This is a genomic window from Actinophytocola sp., from assembly GCF_009379765.1.
GTDB lineage: Bacteria > Actinomycetota > Actinomycetes > Mycobacteriales > Pseudonocardiaceae > Actinophytocola.
The window spans coordinates 15,828-37,413 of record NZ_WHTD01000076.1; the positions used below are offsets into that span (position 1 = coordinate 15,828).

The 21,586-nt window shown below is 71.5% G+C and carries 16 protein-coding genes and 4 pseudogenes; 11 read left to right on the plus strand and 9 right to left on the minus strand.

The annotated features are described in order from the left end of the window. Nucleotides 1-39: 39 nt before the first annotated feature. The 3 genes and pseudogenes from GEV28_RS22675 to GEV28_RS22685 form a co-directional block, all read right to left on the minus strand. A complete protein-coding gene (locus tag GEV28_RS22675; protein WP_291414131.1) occupies nt 40-573 on the minus strand; it encodes a hypothetical protein in 534 nt (177 codons plus the stop codon). Nucleotides 574-761: 188 nt separating this feature from the next. Continuing rightward, nucleotides 762-2,242 (minus strand): annotated as a pseudogene (locus GEV28_RS22680) (MFS transporter). Between the two features lie 244 nt (nt 2,243-2,486). Further along, nucleotides 2,487-4,778, minus strand: a complete 2,292-nt coding sequence (locus GEV28_RS22685) for a beta-propeller domain-containing protein (protein WP_291414132.1) — start codon at nt 4,776-4,778, stop codon at nt 2,487-2,489. A gap of 58 nt (nt 4,779-4,836) precedes the next feature. Here GEV28_RS22685 and GEV28_RS22690 point away from each other — a divergent pair, with 58 nt between their 5' ends. After that, the gene (locus GEV28_RS22690) at nt 4,837-5,472 is read left to right on the plus strand and encodes a uridine kinase (RefSeq protein WP_291414133.1); all 636 of its coding nucleotides are present in this window, start codon (nt 4,837-4,839) and stop codon (nt 5,470-5,472) included. Nucleotides 5,473-5,633: 161 nt separating this feature from the next. On the opposite strand, the gene GEV28_RS22695 is transcribed toward GEV28_RS22690, so the two are convergent. Further along, entirely contained in the window at nt 5,634-5,903 is a 270-nt protein-coding gene (locus tag GEV28_RS22695; protein WP_291414134.1) for a DUF4342 domain-containing protein, read from the minus strand. 61 nt (nt 5,904-5,964) lie between these two features. On the opposite strand from GEV28_RS22695, the pseudogene GEV28_RS42470 reads away from it, so the two are divergent. Both GEV28_RS42470 and GEV28_RS42475 read left to right on the plus strand, forming a co-directional pair. Continuing rightward, nucleotides 5,965-6,594 (plus strand): annotated as a pseudogene (locus GEV28_RS42470) (BTAD domain-containing putative transcriptional regulator); the annotation flags it as partial. 154 nt (nt 6,595-6,748) lie between these two features. Further along, a pseudogene (locus GEV28_RS42475) lies at nt 6,749-7,060 on the plus strand (AAA family ATPase); the annotation flags it as partial. 225 nt (nt 7,061-7,285) lie between these two features. Here the strand turns inward: GEV28_RS42475 and GEV28_RS42480 are convergent. The 3 genes and pseudogenes from GEV28_RS42480 to GEV28_RS22715 all read right to left on the minus strand — a co-directional run. After that, nucleotides 7,286-7,519: pseudogene (locus tag GEV28_RS42480) on the minus strand (peptidase inhibitor family I36 protein); the annotation flags it as partial. 235 nt (nt 7,520-7,754) lie between these two features. Next, nucleotides 7,755-9,269, minus strand: a complete 1,515-nt coding sequence (locus tag GEV28_RS22710; RefSeq protein WP_291414137.1) for an FGGY-family carbohydrate kinase — start codon at nt 9,267-9,269, stop codon at nt 7,755-7,757. Nucleotides 9,270-9,275: 6 nt separating this feature from the next. Beyond that, the gene (locus GEV28_RS22715; protein ID WP_291414138.1) at nt 9,276-10,688 is read right to left on the minus strand and encodes an L-fucose/L-arabinose isomerase family protein; all 1,413 of its coding nucleotides are present in this window, start codon (nt 10,686-10,688) and stop codon (nt 9,276-9,278) included. A 124-nt stretch (nt 10,689-10,812) separates the two neighbouring features. On the opposite strand from GEV28_RS22715, the gene GEV28_RS22720 reads away from it, so the two are divergent. Both GEV28_RS22720 and GEV28_RS22725 read left to right on the plus strand, forming a co-directional pair. Beyond that, nucleotides 10,813-11,808 carry a LacI family DNA-binding transcriptional regulator gene (locus GEV28_RS22720; RefSeq protein ID WP_291414139.1) on the plus strand — a complete coding sequence of 332 codons (996 nt, stop codon included), beginning with the start codon at nt 10,813-10,815 and terminating at the stop codon, nt 11,806-11,808. A gap of 137 nt (nt 11,809-11,945) precedes the next feature. Continuing rightward, nucleotides 11,946-12,398 carry a hypothetical protein gene (locus GEV28_RS22725; protein WP_291414140.1) on the plus strand — a complete coding sequence of 151 codons (453 nt, stop codon included), beginning with the start codon at nt 11,946-11,948 and terminating at the stop codon, nt 12,396-12,398. Nucleotides 12,399-12,458: 60 nt separating this feature from the next. Here the strand turns inward: GEV28_RS22725 and GEV28_RS22730 are convergent, their stop codons facing one another. Next, entirely contained in the window at nt 12,459-13,655 is a 1,197-nt protein-coding gene (locus GEV28_RS22730) for a DUF2961 domain-containing protein (protein WP_291414141.1), read from the minus strand. Between the two features lie 215 nt (nt 13,656-13,870). Between GEV28_RS22730 and GEV28_RS22735 the strand changes: the two genes are divergently transcribed. The 4 genes from GEV28_RS22735 (at nt 13,871) to GEV28_RS22750 (ending at nt 16,225) form a co-directional block, all read left to right on the plus strand. Next, complete coding sequence (locus GEV28_RS22735; RefSeq protein ID WP_291414142.1) at nt 13,871-14,455, plus strand: DNA-binding protein; 585 nt, start codon at nt 13,871-13,873, stop codon at nt 14,453-14,455. Between the two features lie 177 nt (nt 14,456-14,632). Then, on the plus strand, nt 14,633-15,286 hold the full coding sequence (locus GEV28_RS22740) for an RES family NAD+ phosphorylase (protein WP_291414143.1): 654 nt from the start codon (nt 14,633-14,635) through the stop codon (nt 15,284-15,286). 43 nt (nt 15,287-15,329) lie between these two features. Beyond that, on the plus strand, nt 15,330-15,890 hold the full coding sequence (locus GEV28_RS22745; protein WP_291414144.1) for a hypothetical protein: 561 nt from the start codon (nt 15,330-15,332) through the stop codon (nt 15,888-15,890). Between the two features lie 113 nt (nt 15,891-16,003). Continuing rightward, a complete protein-coding gene (locus tag GEV28_RS22750) occupies nt 16,004-16,225 on the plus strand; it encodes a hypothetical protein (protein ID WP_291414145.1) in 222 nt (73 codons plus the stop codon). A gap of 4 nt (nt 16,226-16,229) precedes the next feature. On the opposite strand, the gene GEV28_RS22755 is transcribed toward GEV28_RS22750, so the two are convergent. Further along, a complete protein-coding gene (locus tag GEV28_RS22755) occupies nt 16,230-17,300 on the minus strand; it encodes a TerC family protein (protein ID WP_291414146.1) in 1,071 nt (356 codons plus the stop codon). Between the two features lie 275 nt (nt 17,301-17,575). Here GEV28_RS22755 and GEV28_RS22760 point away from each other — a divergent pair, with 275 nt between their 5' ends. Together GEV28_RS22760 and GEV28_RS22765 are read left to right on the plus strand one after the other, a co-directional pair. Continuing rightward, entirely contained in the window at nt 17,576-20,440 is a 2,865-nt protein-coding gene (locus GEV28_RS22760) for an alpha/beta fold hydrolase (protein ID WP_291414147.1), read from the plus strand. Continuing rightward, complete coding sequence (locus GEV28_RS22765; RefSeq protein WP_291414148.1) at nt 20,437-21,396, plus strand: ABC transporter permease; 960 nt, start codon at nt 20,437-20,439, stop codon at nt 21,394-21,396. Before GEV28_RS22760 ends, GEV28_RS22765 begins: the two co-directional genes overlap by 4 nt. Nucleotides 21,397-21,586 lie beyond the last annotated feature (190 nt).

A 21,586-nucleotide genomic window follows, 5' to 3' on the forward strand; every position in this document is an offset into this window, starting at 1 on the left:
GCCCCCGGCCGGACCGAGGGCGCCGCGTCGTGGGTCAGCTCAGCAGCCGCCGCAGTTGTAGTACGTGATGTCCCAGTGGTTGCCTTCCAGGTAATAGATGTTGCCCGCCCCGGACCGCCACTTGCTGCCGCCGATGTAGGCGAAGTTGCCTTGGATGTAGCCGTTCAGGCAGCTGTTCAGGCTCGTGTCGAGCTTGTAGCCGTTCCAGTGGCTGTACGTGCCGCTCGCGTGCCCGACCTCCGTGCCGCCGGTGACGTTGATGCCGCAGCCGCTGGCCGACTTGAGCGTCTGGATGCCTTGGATCGTCGCCAGGTTGACCTGCGAGAACGACGTGCACGTGGAGTTGTAGCGGTCGCTGCAGCCGCCGCTGGACGACCAGGTGATGTTCGACGACCGCAACCGCGAGGTCGCGTCGGCGTGGCTGAGCTTGGTGACCAGCACGCCGACCGAGGCCGTCGTGTTGTCGAACACCGGGTCGTGCTCCTTGGGCTGCACGGACGCCTGTGCGGCGGCGGTCGTGATCAGCAGGGCGGTCGCGGCGGACGCCGCGACCACGAGCGCTCGAACCAACATTTTTCGCATTCGATCTCTCCGTCCCACGGACGGCGGAACGCACCCCGACGACAATGATCCGCCGGCACGGAAACGCCGACCCGTCACTAGGAATTGAGCGATAGAAAGCGGCCCTCGGACCACGGCGGCAGGGTGCGCAGGGACTGTCACCGCGGCCGGCAGAACGCCTCCGCAGGAGAGAGTAATAGTTACTGACTAGATGTCATAGAGTACGCGGGGAAATTTTCCAACTCGTTCTTCCCACCATTACCACGGAAATCCACCACCGCGAGCGCAAGGGCCACAAGGACCAACGCGACAGCGCCGAACAGCGCAACGGACAGGCCGACGGGATAGCGACCGGTCGCCCCGACCGTGGCGTAGAAGATCGCGGCGAGCGCGGCGGTACCCACCGCGGTGCCGACCCGCTGGCCGGTCTGCAGCAGGCCGCTCGCCACCCCGGCCATATCGGTCGGCACGCACGACAGCGTGATCGTCGTGTTCGGCGAGATCACCGCTCCCCCGCCGACGCCGGCGACCAGCAGCGGCAGGGCGATGGCGGGAACCATGTGCTCGGGGTCGACCAGCGGCGTCGCCACCGCGGCCGCCGCGAGCCCGAGCGCCACCAGCACCAGCCCGGCGATCATCAGCCGCCGGCCCCACCGGTCGACCAGCCGCCCGGCGAGCCACGCGGACACCGCCGAGCCGAGCGCGAACGGCGTCACCGCGAGCCCGGACTCCAGCGGCGACATCCCGAGCCCGGTCTGGAAGAACACCGCGAACACGAGCCAGATCCCGCTGAAGCCGCAGAAGTAGACGGCCCCGAGGGTCGCGCCCGACGGGTAGCCGGGGGTCGCCGTGAACAGGCGCACGTCCAGCAGCGGCGCCCGCTCGGTGGCGACCCGGCGGCGCTCCCAGCGCAGGAACGCCCAGCCGAGCGGCACGGCGACCACGAACAGCCACCAGAACCGTTGCAGGCCACCGGCATCGGACTGGACGACCGGGAACATCACGCACAGCACGGTGAGCCCGAGCAGCACGATGCCCGCGAGGTCGATGTCGGATCTGACGCCGCGCGGCGGCGTCCTCGGCACGAACAGCATGGCGAGCACGAGGGTGAGCGCGCCGAACGGAAGGTTCACCAGGAACACCCACCGCCAGCCGTCCGGCTCGCCGAACGCGTCGAGGATCAGCCCGCCGACCACCGGTCCGGCCGCGGTCGAGACGCCGATGGTGGCGCCGAGCAGGCCGAACGCGCGGCCGCGCTCCGCACCGCGGAAGAGATCCTGGATCAGCCCGCCGTTCTGCGGGGTGACCAGGCCGGCGACGAGGCCCTGCAGCAGCCGGGCGAGGACCAGCAGGAGCAGGGTGGGCGCGAGCCCGGCCAGCACGCTGGTGAGCACGAACCCGGACAGCGCGACCAGGTACATCCCGCGCCGCCCGAACGCGTCGCCGAGCCGCCCCGCCGGCCACCAGCGCGAGCCCGAACGTGAGCGGGTAGCCGGAGACGACCCACTGCACGCCGCTCGCCGAGGAGCCGAGCCCCTGCTGGATGGAGGGCACGGCGACGGTCACGACGCTGACGTCGAGCAGGATCATGAACCCCGCCGGCCAGCGTCACCCACAGCGCCCGCCAGCGGCGCGGGTCCGCGCCGGGCGGGAAGCCGGTGTCGCCGGCGGACGGGGTCACACCTTGATGTCTACCCACATCGGCATGCGGCCACCACCGAGCCAGGCCCGCGAGTCCAACACTCAGAACCCGCGAGTCCAACACCCAGAACCCGCGAGTCCAACACTCGGGGCCGCCGAGTCCGACATTCGGAGCCTCACGAAGATGCGGCTTCGGGTCCCGAACGTTGGACTCGCGGGTCCGGAGGGTTGGACTCGCGGGGTTGGTGGGTTGGACTCGCGGGGTTGGCGGGTTGGGGGAACGGTCAGGTGAACGGCAGCCAGGCCAGTCGGGTCAGCGCGACGACGTCCCCGCCGATGTCGGTGACCAGCATGCCGGCGTCGGAGATCGTCCACAGCTCGTCGCCGATCACCAGCGCCCGGCGCGGGGCCAGCGGCATGTCGCCGTACCGCTCGGCCACGTGGCTCACCATGCCGACCTCGCGGACCGAGGCCCCGTCCACCTTCAGCACCAGCGCACCCGCCGAGGGGTACCCGCCGGAGGGGTCGGTCATCCCGCCGGCGACCGGGATCACCACGAGCTGCTTGTCCGGCCAGTAAAGGAAGGCGTGCGGGTCGTTCTCCACCTCGGACATGCCGCCCGCGTAGTGGTACTGGCCGATCCGCTTGGCACCGCCCGGGTCCGACGTGTCGAACAGCGACACCTGGGTGCCGGTGACCCGGCCCTCCCCGGTCGCCTCCTGCCCGACGCCGAGCAACCGCCCGTCGCCGACCGGGTGCAGGTAGGCGGAGTAACCGGTGACCTTCAGCTCACCGGTGATCCGCGGCTTCGCCGGGTCGGACAGGTCCACCGTGTACAGCGGGTCGGTCTGCCGGAAGGTCACCACGTAGCCGGTGTCGCCGAGGAAGCGCACCGCGTAGATGCGCTCACCCTTGCCGAGCCCGTCGACCTGGCCCACCTGGGTCAGCTGGTCGCCCTCGCGGGTGAGCACGGTGACCATGCTGTGGCTGTCCGACGCGGTGCTGACCGTGGTGGCGATGCGCAGGTTGCTCTCGTGCTCGGACAGCGAGTACTGGTTGAGCAGGCTGCCTTCGACACCGCCGGACGCGACGTGCACCGGCTTGCCGGGATCGGAGATGTCGAACTGGTACACGTCGGTGCGCTGGCCGCCGCCGGGCACCGGCCGGTCGGTCGGGCCGAACCCGTCCACGCCGTGCGCGAAGTGGTCGTCGGCGATGTAGAGGTTGGTGCCGGTGCCGTAGACGGTGTTGCCGTCGGCGACGATGCCGACCGGGTCGCCGAGGCGGAGCGCCTGCCGCAGGTCGAAGGTGAGCACGGTGAGCATCGCGGTGCCGGTGTAGCGCTGCGGGTGGCTCATCGCCGAGCACTCGACGAGCTCGCCGCTCGACTCCTGGCCCGCGCCGCGCAGCTGGTAGCGCGGCACCCAGTCCTCAATGGACGAACGGGCGACGATGTTCTTGTTCTCCTCGGTCGCCTGGTCCGGCGAACGGGACTGGTCCGGGTTGACGAAGCCGAGCCGCGGGCCGGAGCGCACGACGACCCGGGCCACCGCGCCGACCTGGCGGGCGTCGATGTAGTCGCCCTCGACGTCGAGCGTGCCGACCACCTTGCCCGCGCCGGTGAGGTCGACGAGCACGATCTGCGAGCCGTAGGCCGGGTCCCTCGGCGGGGTCTCGTCCGGCGGCGGGTCCTTCGGTGGCACGGGTGCGGTCGCTGCCGGGTCGTCGGATGCCGTCGCGCCGCCGGCCGGCTCGTCCGGTGCCGTCCCGTTCGTTCCCGACGCGCTCGGCGCCGGCGCGTCGGTCGGCGGCGCGTCCGGCGGCGGGTCCGAGACCGAGGTGTCCGGTACCGGCTCGCCGGGTGCGACCTTGGTCGGCACGGCCTCGCCCGGCACGACACCGCCACTACCGCCGCCGACCCGGGGCATCGGCCGCGCCGTGACGCCCGTGGCGGTCAGCACGAGCGCGCGGTCACCGTCGAGCAGGAGCTGGGTGGCGTAGCCGCTCGGCAGCGAGAGCGTCGCGGTCTCCTTGCGGGAGGCCACATCCACGACTCGCAGCCGGCCGTCGACGATGCTGACGACCTTCTTGCCGTCGGTCTTCACAATGTCCGGTTCGTCCACACCGGACTCGTGGATGTTGGTCGAGGAGTGCTCCTTCGCGTCCGGCTGGGCGGCTCCCCCTTCGCCCGGCGCGGACTGCCGCCCGTCACCGCCTGCGTCCGCGCCGGGCGCGGCCTGGCGCTCGGCGCCCTTGGCCGGCGCCTGCCCGCCCGGGGCCTCCACGGGCGCGGCCTCCGCGTCCGCCGCGACCGCGCCGTCCTCAATGGCCACCGCGTAGTCGCCGCCGATCCCGTACGGGCCGATGTGGTCCGTCGCGGCCGACTTCAGCTCGGAGAGCGCCGACTCGCAGGTGTCATAGGCGACGAGCGTGACGGGGCCCGAGTCGAACCCCTCCGTCCGCTCCCCGTCGGCCAGCCCGACGATCACGGCGGTGCCGGCCACGCCGACACCCAGTCCAACCACCGTCGCCGCGGCGAGGGCGAGTCGTGGCCATCTCGGTAAGTCCCGGTTCATGCCGCAAGGACGGAGGCCCACCCTCGACGCGTTGCACGAGAACTGCTTGACTTCGCCGGTGCGACAGAAGCTGATCTCCGCGGTGGCCGGGGAGATACTCGCCCGTTCCGCGCGACGGGTGGCGGTCGACGGGGTGGACGGGGCCGGCAAGACCCACTTCGCCGACGAGCTCGCCGCCGAGCTGACCGGCCGGGGCGCCGCGGTGATCCGGGCCTCCGTTGACGGCTTCCACCAGCCACGCGAGCTGCGGCACCGGCGCGGCCGCGGCTCACCGGAGGGCTACTACCGGGACTCCTACGACTATCCGCGGCTGATCGGGCTGCTGCTCGCCCCGCTCGGGCCGGGCGGCACCCGCCGGTTCGTCCGCGCGGTGTACGACGTGCACAACGAGAAGCCGGTGCACCAGTCCCCGGAACGGGCCGCGCCGGGCTCGATCCTGGTCCTGGACGGCATCTTCACCCACCGCGACGAGCTGGCCCGCCACTGGGACTACTCGGTGTGGCTGGAGGTGCCGTTCGAGACCTCGATCCCGCGCGGCGCGGCCCGCGGCTACGGCGACCCCGACCCGGAGGCGAAGTTCAACCGCCGCTACGTCGAGGGCCAGCGCCTGTACCTCACCGAGTGCGACCCCCGGTCCCGGGCGACGGCGGTCGTGGACAACACCGACCTGGCCAACCCGGTCCGGGTCCGTTAGGTCGTGTCTCGTGGATCTTGGTCGATGGGATTCGTGATCCAGATGTCTCCTGGCAAGGCGGCGGAAGGTCGCTCACACCGGGTTGTATTCGGGCATTCCGACAACGCGGCCAGGGGGCAGCTGGGCGCGAATACCACGATCCAAGATCCGCGAGACATGGCCTAGTCCTCTTCGGACGGTTGGTCGACCTCCTCCGGCTCGGTGTGCTCGACCTCCAGCTTCCAGCCACCCGCCAGCGCGACCGCCGCCGAGGCCGCGGCGATCATCGGCCAGACCACCACCGCCACGATGCCGATCGTCAGCGGGAGGTCCAGCACCTTGCGGCCCTTGTCGGTACGCACCACGATGCGACGCACGTTGCCTTCGTGCAGAAACTTGTTGATCTTCTCGGTGAGCTCCCGAGCGCCGAACCCCTCTGCTTCCCTAGTCACAGCAACGACGGTAGTACGGTGGAAGGCAGCTTGGGCCTCGATCGGGGGAGGTCTCCACACGATGAAGTTCCGGCTGCTCGGGCCGGTGGAGGTGTTCGACGGCGACCGCTGGGTGGGCGTCTGGGCGGCGAAGGTCCGGTTGTTGCTGGCCACCCTGCTGATCCGGCCGCACCAGGTGGTCCCCATCGACCGGATCGTGCACGAGCTGTGGGGCGAGGCGCCGCCCAAGACCGCCGCCACCCAGGTGCACGGATACGTCCTGCGGCTGCGCACGCTCATCGGCGACGCCGACGGCCGGGTGCTCACCACCGTCGCCCCCGGGTATCGCCTGGAGACCGAGGACACCGATGTGGCCCTGTTCCGCGCCAAAGCGGACCAGGGCCACCGCGCCCAGCGCCCCGACGAGGCCGCCGAGCTGCTCGGGGAGGCGCTCGCGCTGTGGCGCGGCCCGGCGATCGCCGACGTGCCCGCCTCCGCCGCGATCGCCACCGAGGCCGGGCGGCTCGACGAGCAACGCCTCGCCGCGCTCGACGCCCGGGTCGACACCGACCTCGACCGCGGCCGGCACGCCCAGCTCGTCGGCGAGCTGGCGCACCTGGTCGACGAGCACCCGCTGCGTGAGCAGGCCTGGCACCGGCTCATGCTCGCGCTCTACCGCAGCGGCCGGAAGGCCGAGGCGCTGCGGGCCTTCCGACGCCTGCGCACCATCCTCGTCGACGAGCTCGGCGTCGAGCCGAGTGCCGGGGTGCGCCACCAGCGGCTGCTCACCGACGACCCCGACCTGGCCCGCACCCCACGGCGCGGCGCCGAGCCGCCCGCGGTCGTCGTGCCAGCTGCCCGCCGACGTGCCCGACTTCACCGGCCGCGAGGACGCCCTCGACGCGCTCACCACGCTGCTGGCCGACCGGCGGCCGGACGCGCCGCCGCCGGTGTCGGTGATCTCCGGCGGCCCGGGCGTCGGCAAGTCGACGCTCGCGCTGCACGCGGCGCGGCGGGCCGCCCCGGACTTTCCCGACGGCCAGGTCTACCTCGACCTCGCCGGCACCTCCGTCGAACCACGCGACCCCGCGGTGCTGCTGGCCGAGGTGCTGCACGCGCTCGGCGTCACCGGCGCGGCCGTGCCCGACGGCCTGCACGCCCGGGCGGCGCTCTACCGGTCGCTCCTGACCGACCGCCGGATGCTGCTGGTCCTCGACGACGCCGCCAACGCCGACCAGGTGCGCTGGCTGCAGCCGTCCACCGGGACCTGCGCGGCGATCATCACCAGCCGCGCGGTGCTCACCGAGCTGCCCGGCGCCGGCGATCCAGACGAACGAGGCGTTCTCGTTGTAGGTGTTCACCAGGTTGCGGCAGGTGTTCGGCGGGATCGTGTCGTAGGCGCCCTGCCAGTTGGAGTTGAGGTGGACCCGCGCGGTCAGGTCGTCGTCCTTGTTGCACGCCGACGCGGCGTTGTTCTTGACCTGGCCCTTGCCCGCCCCCGGGCCCACGAACCGCACGGTGGAGAAGTCCCTGACCCCGAGGACGAAGTCGGCGAGCGAGCCCTGGTGACCGCTGTTGTAGTACAGGCAGAACTCGCCGGACTGGCACACACCGTCCAATGCGGACCGCACACTCACGTCCTCGCGCTGGCTCGCGGGGCCGGGTCGGCCGACGCGGTGGTCGCGAGCGCGGTGAGCGGCAGCGCCGCCGCGGCGAGCGGCGCGATGAAGGCGATCTTGTTACGCACTTCTCCCCAATTCCTCTGCGTTCAGGGCAGATCTCGTGTCCTGACGCGTTGTCGTGGAAATCGACCAGGGAGAAGAGTGCTCCGGCCGGCTACATCTGGGCTAAGCCGCGCATAAGCGGCCGGGCTCAGCGCTCGTCGGCAGCGTGCTGCTCGGCGGCGAGGAAGTGTGCCACGTCCACCGTCGCCGGGTACAGGTCCCGGTAGCGGCGGTAGTACTCGTCGTAGCGGGCCGTGCGGTCGGCGACCGGCACGACCGTGTGCCCGGCCGGGTTCCACGCGTCCGGGTCGACGTCGACGCCCGTGGCCGTCGCGGCGAGCAGGGCGTCGCCGAGGCACGCGCCGATCGTCTCGGTCGGCACCTGCTGCTCCTCGCCCGTCACGTCGCTCACGATCTGGGTCCACAGCCCGCCCCGGGTGCCGCCACCGACCGCGACCAGCCGGCGCGCCCTGCCGCCTGCCTCGCGCATCACCTCGACGTTGTGCCGCACGCCGTACGCGATGCCCTCGAGCGCCGCCCGGTACAGCTCGGCCCGGCCGTGCGCCAGCGTCAGCCCGGCGATCATGCCGCGCGCGTCCGGGTCGAAGATCGGCGTGCGCTCGCCGGCGAAGTACGGCACGAGCAGCAGCCCGCGGCTCCCGGCCGGCACGGCGGCGGCCTCCTCGACGAGCGTCGCGAACTCGGCCCCGACGAGCCGGCGCAGCCAGTCGGTGACCGCGCCGGAGGTGGCCATCCCGGCGGCGAGCGAGCGGGTGCCGGGGAACACGCCGCTCGTGGTCCACAGCCCCGGATGCGGCGTCGGCGCCTCGATGACCTGGACGAGGAACATCGTGGTGCCGTACATGACCATCACGTCGCCTGGCTCGCGGACACCGACGCTCGTGGCCTCGGCCCACGCGTCGACGGTGCCCGCGGTGACCGGAAGTCCTTGCGGCAGCCCGGTTTCCCGCGCGGCCCCGGCAGTCACCGTGCCGACCACCTCGGTGGGCCACGCCAGCGCGGGCAGCTCGACTCCCGGCGCCACGACGGCGGCCCAGTCCCGCGCCCAGTCGAGCGCGTTCTGGTCGTACATCGGGTCGCACTGGCTCGCCGAGTGGTGGTCGAGCACGTACTCGCCGGTGAGCCGGTGGACGAGGTACGAGCCGGCCATCAGCAGCATCTCGGTCCGCGCGTACACGTCCGGCTCGTGCCGGGCCAGCCAGCGGAGCTTCGGGCCGACCGCCTGGGTGGAGAGCGGGGTGCCGCCGCGCCGCAGGATCTCCTCGGCGCCCAGCTCGCCCGTCAGCTCGGCGATCTCGGCGCCTGCCCTGGTGTCGACGCCGTACAGGATCGCCGGCCGCAACGGGTTCCCGGCGCCGTCGGCGGGCAGCAGGCACGGGCCGATCCCGCTGACCGCGAGTCCCGCCAACCGGCCGGTGTCGGTGCTGCCCGCCGCCCCGACCAGCTCCCGCGCCAGTAGTTCCCTGACGAGGGCCAGGAAGTCCGCCCACCACACGCCCTCGGCGTCGTGCTCGACCCAGCCGGGGTGCGGGGTGGACGTCCCGTGGTCGCGGCTCGCCCTGGCCAACACCCTCCCCCGGCCGGTGACGAGCACGCCCTTCGAGCTGGATGTTCCGATGTCGATGCCGAGATAGAGCTCCACGGGCTCTCAGCCCCGGGTGAACTCGTCGAGCGTGATGTCGAGCAGCTCGCACACCGCGCGCAGCTCGGCCCGCTTGTCGCCGGGCACCGCGTGGATGTGGTTGGCGCCGAACCGGGACAGGAACACCTCGGCCGGCGCGTCCAGCCGGGCGAACGCGTGCGGCCACTCCGGTGTGGACATCTTCGTCAGCGCCTCGGTGGTCGCCTCGTCGTAGTTCTCGAACTCGCCGAGCATCAGCTGCAGCCGGTAGCGGCCGTCGTTGCGGGTCAGCCGGGCGAGGGTCATCTCGCCGGGCGCGGCCACGTGGTGCACCGACGCGCCGCCGGCCGGGAAGAAGAACACCTCCGGGTAGAGGTGGGTCTTCGCGAGGTTCTCGGCCGGGTCGTCGCTGCGCGCGGCGAACCAGGTGGCGTGCTGGCCGGAGTTGCAGAGGTCCCAGATGTCGCGGTCGCCGTGGTAGTGCCGGACGTCGGCGAACAGCACCGGGGTCCTCGCCAGGTGCTTGAGGATCTGCATGGTCAGCGCGCCGTCCATGTCCGCCTCGGTGGCGCAGACGTGCGGCTCCTTGGGCCCGTTCCAGTCGTACGGGTCGTTGAGGAAGGCCTCGGCGATGTCCATGGTCGCGAAGTACTGGGTGAGCTCGGGCTGGCCCTTGATGCCGGTGAAGTCCAGGTGCCACTCGTCGATGAGCTCACGCATCGCGAGGTAGGAGCCGATCTGGCGCTCCAGGAGCTCCTCGGTGAGCTTGTCGCCGTCGTAGTGGACGGTGGCGAGCTGTTCGAGCCACTGCCGGGCCCTGGTCTTCTCGGCGGCGTCGGCCGCCTCGGCGCGCCGGACGATCTCCCACTGGTCGATCTCCTCGACGTCCACACCGAACACGCGCTGCCACTGGTCGGTGTTGGCGACCGCGGTGTTCATGCCCATCGGCCGGCCGCCGATCCGGCCGAACGTCTGGCCGCGCAGCGCCGCCACCGCGCTCGCGGCGGACGCGCGGACGCCGATCCGCTCGATCAGGGTCGCGTCCTCGGGGTCGCCCCACAACCGGGTGTGCGCGCGGCCGACCTGGTCGAGTGCGCCACCCGCGGCGAGCATGCCGACCATGCCGGGCTGGACCGGGTCGATGTTGGCGAGCAGGAGCAGCGGGCTGGTCAGCTGGCCGGCCGCGAGCATCGTGAAGTGCGGGAACGCCCACACGCAGTAGTGCAGGACGGTCAGGTCGACGTTCGCGGCCGCCACCTCGCGGGCCAGCGACGTGGCCAGGGTGTTCGAGGAGACCGGCTGACGTGCGCGGACCACCTCGTGGCCGGCCGCCTCCAGCTTCGCGACGAGCTTGTCCTCGATGGCCACGATGAAGTCGGCGATGCCGTCGTGGACGTAGTCGCGCCCGTCCGAAATGTTGATCACGCCGATACGGGCCACCGGTCCTCCTGAGCGACATCGCCGGGACTGTGAGTAATCGTTTTCTCAGAAACTATTCTCTGTGCGCGAGGCATGTCAATAGGTCGGTAGTGTCTGCGGCAGGGATGGGAGAGCGAGGCGGTAAGTGGCGACCATCAGCGACGTTGCCTCCCGGGCCGGCGTCTCCACGGCGACGGTGTCCAGGGCGTTGAACGGCAAGTCCACAGTGGATCCCGAGCTGGTGGCTCGGGTGCTGGCGGCCGCCGAGGAGCTCGGGTACCAGCCCAACGGGCCGGCGCGGAACCTGCGCCGGCAGGAGGCCGCGGTCCTGGCGCTGATCATCAGCGACGTGGAGAACCCGTTCTTCACCGCGATCGCGCGCGGGGTCGAGGACGTGGCGCACGCGGTCGGTTACTCGGTGGTGCTGTGCAACGCGGACGAGAACGCCGACAAGGAGCGACGCTACGTCGATGTCGCGATCCAGGAGCGGGTCGCCGGCGTGATCATCTCCCCCACGTCGACCAACACCAACGTCGACCTGCTGATCAACCGCTGCACGCCGCTGGTCGCCGTCGACCGCCCGCTGCCGGAGCGGACGAGCGACACGGTGCTCGTCGACACCCGGCAAGCGGCCCGGCAAGCCACCGAGCACCTGCTCGCGCAGGGCTACGAGCGGATCGGCTGCATCACCGGTCCGGCGGGGGTCCGCACGGCCGACGACCGGCTGGCCGGCTACCGGGACGCCCTCCGCGCGGCGAAGCACCGCGGCTCGCCCCGGTTGGTGCGGCGGACCGAGTTCAAGGAGGCGGGCGCCACCCGGGCCTGCCGGGAGCTGCTGGACCAGGCCGAACCGCCGGACGCCCTGCTGGTGGCGAACAGCGCGATGGCGATCGGCGTGCTGTCGGCGCTGCGCGCCCACTCGCTGCGCCCCGGCCTCGACGTCGGCGTGGTCGCCTTCGACGACGTCCCGTGGGCGGCCCTGGTGGACCCGCCGCTGACCGTGGTGGCCCAGCCGGCCTACGAGATCGGCTCTGTGGCCGCCCAGCTCCTGCTGGCCCGCATCGCCGACAACGACCGCGCCCCGACCACCACCACCCTGGGCGCCCGCCTCATCGACCGAGGCAGCTCCCACCGCACCTGACCGGAAACCCCGCGAGTCCAACCCCCAGAACCCGCGAGTCCAACGTTCCGGACCCGCGAGTCCAACGCCCAGGACCCGCGAATCCAACGCTCGGGACCCGCGAATCCCCCGATGATCACGTGAGTACCGTGCGTCAAATGTCTGCGAACGCTCCCTGGACCTTCGGCCGTGTCCTTTCCGGTCTGCTTGCCGTGATCGGTCTCATCGTCCTGTGTGTCGGGATGTTCCTGTCCTTCATCAGCGGCGACGGTGACAACTTCTGGGGCACCCAGGATGTCCAGCTCGACTCCCAGAACTGGACCTGTGACGCCGACGGGGTGTGCGAGACCAACATCCGGTTCGGCACGATCGTCGACAAGGGGACCAACTTCCCGGTGACGGTCAGCCTGCTCGGCGTCGGCCTCATCGGCGTCGCGGTGATGCTGCGCATCCGGCCGCAGGCCGACCCGGCACCCCAGCCTGCTGTGCCGGCCCAGCCCGTGCACCAGCAGCCGGCGCTCCAGCAGTCCACCTACCAGCCGCAGACCCAAGGGCAAACCCAGCAACAGCAGCCGATGCCGGGCTACGGGCCACCGAACGGCGGGCGCTGACCCCGCTGGGGCGCGACGCCGCCCGGACCTCGACGGCCCGGTGGCGCCCGCCCCAGTCGATCAGCCGCGCGACAGCGCCCGGTAGGTGGCCGCCGACCATGCGGGCGAACCGGAAGCCGGCTCGATCCGGACGTCGATCGAGGACCGGCCGCCGGTGGCCGAGCGGGGCAGCTCGAAGCTGTCCTCCTGCCACCGGGAGTGCTGGTTGCCCAGCGGCTGCAGCCACTCCCCCACCCGCTTGTCGTTCACGTACACCGTCGCGCGCTGGTACGCCTCGTTCTGGTCGCCCAGCCGCAGCAGGCGCACGCCCGCGTTCGACCGGTCGACGGCGAGAGTGAACGACACCGGGCCCGTCGCCGACGTGGCGCCGCGGGACACCGGCGCCGTGTCGCCGACGCCCTCGAACGTCGACCCCAGCGTGCCCCGCGTCTCGCCTTCTGCGCGGTAGCCGTGCCCGGCGCGGCTCGCGTCGTCGGCGAGGTCCACCGTGTCGGTCTCGGCCAGCGACGCCGCGGACCGGCCGTACCAGTACGCCGTCGAGCTGTAGTCGGCCGGCTCGTTGTCCGCCGGGCCGTGCTCGATGTCGAACCGCAGCGCCGAACCGAACGAGACCGCGTCGCCGACCATCAGCCGGTACGCGCCGGTGCAGTCGTAGCGGCAGCCGTCACCGTCCAACTCGTACGCCGGGTTGCCGGCCAGCGGCATCGTGTAGGTCGTGCCGTCCCGGAAGTACCAGCCGGACTCGTAGAAGTCCTCGCTGCCGGTGCCGTGGACGGTCGGGCTCCGCGCACCGTCCACATAGACCCGCTCGTCGCCCTCGAGGTAGTTGCGGCGGTTGCCGGCCGGGATGTTGCCGCGCATCGCGTGCGTCACCCCGTAGAAGACGCCGGTTCCCTGCGCGGTCAGGAAGCTCCACGACTCGTCCGGTGTCGTCGGTCCACTGTGGTGGGTGGCATGGAAGTGACCGAGTGAGCCGGAGGCCAGGCCGGCCGCGACGTCCCGGTCGGGTGCCGAGGTGACCTCGACGACGGCCCCGGTGATCGGCACGCCGCTGCCGTTGACCAGCTCCACGGTCGCGCTCTCCGCGTAGGGCATGGCCCACCAGGCGGTGTACCACCCGTCCGCCGTCGCGTCGATCGACGTGAACAGCGTGCGGGTGTCGTACTCGCCGAGACCCGAGCCGAAGAACTCGCCGACCGGGGCGTCCACAGTGGCCTGACCGTCGAACGTGACGCGCAGCCGCGCGCCGGCCAGCACCGCGTCGGACGCGGTCAGCTCCGCCGGGTCGACCGGGTAGCGGTAGACCCGCGACCCCTCCCAGCTCTGGTTGCGGACGGTGTAGCCGTGCGCCTGCTCCTCGTCGCCGGGAAGGGCAGCTGCGAAATCGATTACTCAGACGCTAAGGGGTGGCGATCCGCAGTGTCAAGCGTCACTCCGCGCACGAATGCGCACGTCCGTGCTAATCTGGGTGCATGCCTGCCCCGTTGCGTAGTGCGCTCGCTCGGGCCGGTCTGCGCGTCGACTCGGACGAGTTCCTCAAGCTGGTCGAGGAAGCCGCGGATCGGCTCAACCCCGCCGATCCGGCCCCTGCCGAGTACTTCACCGACTCCCAACGCGCCGCGCTGTCGGACGTGGGGCTCGACCTGGCTCCGCGGCGCGACGGTGAACGCGACCCGCGCGCGCGGGCGGTCGCCCTGCAGGCCGTCCTGCGCGACACCGCGCTCACCGTGGCCGGCGCGGCCGAGCGGATCAACGTGGACACGAGCCGGATCCGCCACCGGTTGAGCGCCGGCAAGCTCATCGGCTGGAAGGACCGCGGCGAGTGGCGCCTGCCGGTGTGGCAGTTCACCAACGACGGCGTGTTACCCGGCCTCGAGTCGGTGCTCGAGTCGGTCCCGGAGGACCAGCCGCCGCTGGTGGTGGCGGGCTTCATGACCACGCGCCAGGAGGAACTCGCCCTCGCGGGCGACCCGGCGAGCCCACGGGACTGGCTGCTGGCGGGCGGCGACCCGACCCCGGTGGCCACGCTGGTCGCGACCCTGGGCACCCCGGTCTGACGGCTCGCCCGGTCGCGCAGCGGGTGGAACCGCTCACCGAACGTTGGCTTGGCACAATGCCTCGCGCCGACCAACGCAACCTCAGGGGACCGTGACGCAACCCAACCACCAACCACCAGAAGTCCGCACCATCCCCCGAAACGCAACCAACACTTTTAGTTCCGGGGAGGCGGACTGATGTCACGGCTCCCCCAGCCGCCGGCCCCTGCTGCGCTGAAAACCCTGCTGCGCCCGCACGAGGACATCGTCGCGGTGCATTCGGGCACCCGGCTGGTTCGGGTGTTCGCCGCCGGGGGCGCGCACCAGCTGCGCTGGAACACCTTCCGGCACACCGGGCCGCTCGCGCACGCCCGGTTCGACCCGCACCAGCCAGGGCCGGGCGGCGGCACCGTCAGCACCCCGGACCACGGCGTGCTCTACTTCGGGCTGTCCGTGCGCACGAGCGTGGCCGAGGTCTTCCAGCAGACGTCCATTGTGGACAGGACTACACGACGCCCGCACCTGGTGGTCTTCCAGCCGCGGCGCACGCTGCGGCTGCTCGACCTGTGCGGCCTGTGGCCCACCCGCGCCGGCGCGTCGCAAGAGATCAGCAGCGGCCCCAAGGACGTCACGCAGGCCTGGGCGCGGGCCGTCCGCGCGGCCTTCCCCGACCTCGACGGGCTCTGGTACCGCTCGTCGATGGACTCCGGTGACCCGGCCGTCTGCCTTTGGGACCCGCCGGCGGGCAACGCGCTGCCCGCCACCCCGGACGTGCTGCTCCCGCTCGACCACCCCGGCCTCGACCTGCCGCTGGGCCGGATCTGCGACGCCCTGAACTACACCCTGCTGTAACCGGTGTGCGCCTCGGCCGGACCGGCGAGAGGATGGGGCCGTCATGGTGGCGACCACATCCGCCCGAGTCGCCAGGCACCGCTCGGTGCTGGTGGTCATGTGTGTCGGGATGTTCCTGGTGCAGCTGGACGTCACGGCCGTCAACGTGGCGCTGCCGCGGATCGCCGACGACCTCGGCACGAGCCTTGCCGGCCAGCAGTGGGTCGTCGACGGCTACGCGGTCGTGCTGGCCGGCGGCACGATCTTCGTCTCGACCCTGTACCTGCAGACCGTGCGGGGCCATGCCCCGTTCGCGGCCGGACTGATGCTGCTGCCGCTGTTCCTCCCGCTGGCACTGATGGCCCCGGTCACCGGCCGGCCGCGCCGGGCTCGCGAGCGGGGTCAACAACACCTGCCGGCAGGCATCCGGCGGTGGCCGTCGCGCTGTACGGCGCCATCGCCGGCAGCCCGGGCGAGCACACCCGCTTCGCCCACGGGCTGCACGTCATCGGCGTGGCGGGTGGCGCACGCTGGCTCGCGGCGCTCGGTCTCACCTGGGTCACGATCGGTGGCAAGCCCGAGTAGAGGCAGAACCGTCCCGGATGCCGACCCGTGCTCCTGGTAGGGGAATCCCCACAGCCGATTCGGGGGTCTCCCCGATGTCCCAACCACCCAAGCCTTTCTAACGTCAGTGACGAAAGGGTTGGTGAGCGGCATCACATCGAGGAGAGGGCCACCATGAACAGCACCGAGTACGAGACGACCACCGAAAGACCGGACCGCCCGCGGGTGTGGCTGGTCGGGGCCACACCCGGCCCCATGGACCAGCCGACCGTGCGCGACACCCGGATGCGCACCTGGCAACCCGGCGACGACGGTCGCTACCACTCCGCGGACGGCTGGCACCACGCCACCTGGACCGAGCTGAACTCGCGCTTCGACCTGGTCGAGGTGGCGTGACCAGCTACTGCTTGAGCTGGTCCGCCGGCTCGACCACGACACCGGGCGCGGCCGCACCGGTGTCGGAGCCGCCGCCGACCGGGGCACCGTTCGCCACCGAACGACGGTCGTCGCGACGGGTCTTGAGCAAGCTCGCCACCGCCGTGATGACCAGCACGCTGACGATCACGGACAGGGACAGCGCGATGTTCACCGTCGGCACGTTCAGGGGCTCGCCGCCGTTGATGAACGGCAGTGTGTTGGTGTGCAACGCCTCGAGCACCATCTTGACGCCGATGAAGCCCAGGATGACCGCAAGCCCGATCGACAGGTAGACCAGCCGCTTGAGCAGGCCGCCCAGCAGGAAGTACAGCTGCCGCAGGCCCATCAGCGCGAACGCGTTGGCCGCGAAGACCAGGAACGGTTCCTTCGTCAGGCCGAAGATCGCCGGGATCGAGTCGACCGCGAACATCAGGTCCGCCGAGCCGATCGCGATCATCACGATGAACAGCGGAGTCGCGAGCCGCTTCCCGTTGACCCTGGTGAAGACCTTGTTGCCGTGGTAGTCGTCGGTGACCGGGAAGAGCTTCCGCGCCCACTTCGTGACCCGGTTCTCCTCGTAGTCCTCGTCCTCGCCGCCCAGGTTGGACCGGGACAGCTTGATCGCGGTGTAGACGAGGAACGCGCCGAACACGTAGAACACCCAGCTGAACTGGGAGATCGCCGCGGCGCCGACCGCGATGAAGATGCCGCGCAGGATCAGGGCGAGCACGATGCCGATGAGCAGCACCTCGTGCTGGTAGATGGTCGGCACGGAGAACGCCGACATGATCACCAGGAAGATGAACAGGTTGTCCACCGAGAGCGAGTACTCGGTGATGTAGCCGGCGAAGTACTCCCCGGCATGGGTGCCGCCCGAGAGCATCCATATGCCGATGCCGAACAGCACCGCGACCGAGACGTAGAACACCACCCAGCGGGCGGCTTCACCGACGGTCACCTCGTGCGGCTTGCGATCGACGATGAACAGGTCGATGGCGAGCAGCACGATCAAGCCACCGATGGTGGCGAGCCAAATCCACGCGGGAACGTTCATGCAGGGACCTCCGGTCAAGACGGTTCTACGACCGGAGGTCTCTCCCGCCAGCCCGCTGCTGGCCGCCGGCGCCGGGACCCGAGGGTCCGTGTTGACGACATCGGCGCGAAGGAATACTCCCCTCCAACTGTTCTCCATTGTCGCGTGCGGAATCGGAACGCACCAGCCCAGCGGGTGTGAGCTTGATTTAGATCACATTTGGGACGGAAGGGACGTAACGGGCTGACCGGACGCCCTCTCAGTGACTCTCAGGAAACGTCGAATACCGTTCTGGCGTGCCCCGAATCTCCCGCTCCCGCGTGCGTTGGACCGTGCTCGCGCTGGCCGTCGTGGTTGTCGCCACGACCGGTGTCGTGTGGCTCAACAGCGGTGACGAGCCAGCTCAGGTCCGCACCCGGGAGCAGACGCTCGCCGGTGCCGGCGAGGGGGTGCAGCTCGACTCGACGCTGTACCTGCCGGAGCAGACGCCCGCGCCGGCCGTCATCGTCGCCCACGGGTTCGGCGGCAGCAAGGAGAGTGTCGACAGCGACGCGCGGGAGCTCGCGCAGCGCGGCTTCGTGGTGCTCGCCTACTCCGCGCGCGGGTTCGGCGCCAGCACCGGCCAGATCGCGCTCAACTCCGTCGACGCCGAGGTCGCCGACGCGAGCCGGCTGGTCAGCTGGCTCGCCGAGCAGCCCGAGGTGGTCACCGACGGGCCGGACGACCCCCGGGTCGGGGTCACCGGCGGCTCCTACGGCGGCTCGCTGTCGTTGCTGCTCGCAGGCACGGACAAGCGGGTCGACGCGCTCGCGCCCACCATCACCTACAACGACCTGAGCCAGGCGCTGCTGCCCAACTCGGCCACGACGGGCCGGACCCCGGCCACCCCGGCGGCCAACGCGTTCGCCGCCGACGGCGTGTTCAAGCGGTCCTGGGCGGGTATCTTCTTCGCCTCCGGCATGGGCGGCGCGGGCCTGGCCGACCCGTCCACCGACGCCGTCGAGGCGGGCAACCCGGGCGACGCCGACGCGCCCGCCAACCCGGGCGGCGCGCCCACCGAGGCGCCGCCCGAGGGTGGCGCGCCGACCGGCGGCGGCGGGATGCCGCAGCTGAACACCGGCAACCCGTGCGGCCGGTTCCGCCAGGACTTCTGCGCCGCCTACGCCGAGGTCGCCACCACCGGCCGGGCCAGCAAGCAGACGGTCGACCTGCTGCGCTCGGTGTCGCCGGTGACGGTGACCGGCAACATCACCCAGCCGACGCTGCTGGTGCAGGGCGAGCAGGACACGCTGTTCGGGCTCGACCAGGCCGACGCCAACGCGCGGCAGATCAGCGCGGCGGGCGGCAAGGTCAAGGTCGTCTGGTACACCGGCGGCCACGACGGCGGCCGGCCCGGGCCGGAGCTGCGCGGCGAGATCGCCGACTGGTTCGACTTCCACCTGCGCGACCGCGGCACCGACCCGGGCACCGGGCTCGAGTACGCCGTGCAGGGCGCGTTGCGGGTGCAGGGCGCGCCGTCCGTGCGCACGGTGTCCACCAGCACCTACCCCGGGCTCGACGGCACCGAGACCGACCGCCGCCGGGTGCGGGTCTACGGGCCGGAGCAGACGATCGTCAACCCGCCGGGCGGCAACCCCGCGGCGGTCAGCAGCTTGCCCGGGCTCGGCGCGATCATCGGCAGCTCGTCGCGGCTCGCCGGCCGGGTGTCCATCGACCTGCCCGGCCAGTCCGCGCGGTTCTCCAGCCGGCCGCTCACCTCGCAGCTGCTGATCGCCGGGGCCAGCACGGTCCGGCTGCGGATCTCGGCGGTGCCCGGGGTGCCCGTGCCGGACGGCGGCGCGGTGCTGTTCGCCAAGCTCTACGACGTCGGCCCGGACGGCACGCGGATCCTGCCGGGCTCGGCGGTGTCGCCGCTGCGCGTCCCGGCGCTGCCGGCCGACGGGAGCCAGGTCGAGCTCACCGTCACGCTTCCCGGCATCGTGCGGCCCATCGAGACCGACCGGCGGGTCGAGCTGGTGGTCAGCACCACCGACCAGGCCTACGCGATGCCGGCGCAGGCGGCCGCCTACCGGGTGGCGATCGCGGAGGGCACCACGGTCGACGCGCCGGTCGTGTCGGGTACGCGGTCGGACACCGGCCCGCCGAGCGGCCCGCTGATCGGCATCGCGATCGTGCTGGGCATCGTGGTGCTGGCCGGACTCCTCGGCGCGGTCCGCCGGCGCCGGTCCACCGACCACGACGCCGCCCTGGACGGCGTGCCGCTGGTCATCGAGAACCTGTCGAAGTCCTACCCGGGCGGGGTCACGGCGGTCGACGACCTGCCGTTCCGGGTGGAACGCGGGCAGGTACTGGGTCTGCTGGGCCCGAACGGCGCGGGCAAGACGACGTCGCTGCGGATGCTGATGGGGCTGATCCGGCCCACCGGCGGCAACATCCGGGTGTTCGGGCACCGCATCCACTCGGGTGCGCCGGTGCTGTCCCGGATCGGCTCGTTCGTCGAGGGTGCCGGGTTCCTGCCGCACCTGTCCGGCCGGGCCAACCTGGACCTGTACTGGGCGGCCACCGGGCGACCGGAGGACAAGGCGCACGTCACCGAGGCGCTGGAGATCGCCGGCCTCGGCGACGCGGTGCACCGCCGGGTGCGCACCTACAGCCAGGGCATGCGCCAGCGCCTGGCGATCGCGCAGGCGATGCTCGGCCTGCCGGACCTGCTGGTGCTCGACGAGCCGACCAACGGGCTCGACCCGCCGCAGATCCACCAGATGCGCGAGGTGCTGCGCCGGTACGCGGCGGCGGGTCGGACCGTGCTGGTGTCGTCGCACCTGCTCGCCGAGGTCGAGCAGACCTGCGACCACGTGGTCGTGATGCACCACGGCCGCCTGGTCGCGGCCGGCCCGGTCGAGGAGATCGTGGGCGGCGCGGGCGAGGCCACCTTCCGGGTCGACCAGCCCGACGAGGCCGCGGACGTGCTCCGCAAGGTGGACGGCGTGGAGGATGTGGTGGTCGAAGGGCCGTTGGTGCACGCGGACCTGGACGGTCTGCCGCGCGCGGAGGCGTTGGCCACGCTGGTGCGGGCCGGGGTCGCGGTACAGCAGGCCGGGCCACGGCGGCGACTCGAGGACGCGTTCCTGCAGCTGGTCGGAGAGGAGTCGGCGCGATGAGTCCACGGGACACCACTGACATCGGCGTGAACACGAACGATCACGATGTGCACACCGATCCGGCGGCGTTGGACCAGCTGGCCGAGGCGACCGAGCACGAGACGGTCGAGGTGCAGCCGGACGGGTCGGTCGTCGGCTACCGGGCGCGGCGGACACTGCGGCTGCGGGTCGAGCTGGTCCGCCAGCTGCGCAGGCGGCGGGTGCAACTGCTGCTCGGGTTCCTCGTGCTACTGCCGTTCATCCTGTGGGCGGCGTTCACCTTCGGCGAGGACGGTGGGCGGCAGTCCGGCGGCTTCGTCGACCTGGCCACGGCGAGCGCGCCCAACTTCGTGGTGTTCGCGCTGTTCGCCACGAGCAGCTTCCTGCTGCCGATGATCGTGGCGCTGTTCTTCGGCGACACCATCGCGAGCGAGGCGTCCTGGTCGAGCCTGAAGTACCTGCTGGCGATGCCCATCCCCCGGCACCGGCTGATGCGGCAGAAGGCGGTGACCTCCGGGCTGTTGTCGCTGTTCGCGATCACGCTGCTGCCCGGGGTCGCGCTGGTGGTCGGGATCGTCTTCTACGGCACGGGCGAGGCGATCAGCCCGACCGGCGACGCGATCGCGTTCGACCAGTCGATGATCGCGCTGGTACTGACCATCTGCTACCTCGCCGTCCATCTCCTGTGGGTGGCCGGGTTGGCGCTGTTCCTCACCGTGTCGACGGATGCGCCGCTGGGCGCGGTCGGCGGCACGGTGCTGGTGGCGATCCTGTCGCAGATCCTCGACCAGATCACCGCGCTGGAGGGCCTGCGGAACTACCTGCCCACGCACTACGCGTTCGCCTGGTCGGACCTCATCTCCACCGACATCGACTGGTCGAACATGGCCGCGGGAGCGTTCTCGGCGGTGACCTACGGTGCGTTCTTCGGCCTGCTGGCGTGGCGCCGGTTCCGGACGAAGGACATCACCTCCTGACGTCGTCACCCGAGGGCAGAACTCGTTGCCCTCGGGGTCTTGGGAGCCTTCGGCCGGGCCACGGGAGAACAGCTAGCCCGGGTCTTTCATGCGGGGTGACGTAGATCGCGCTCTGAAATGCGCGAAAGTGCCTGTCCTGTAAGGGAAACTACGGATTGTCTAGGTCTGTAGTGGTCCTCACGGGAAGGCA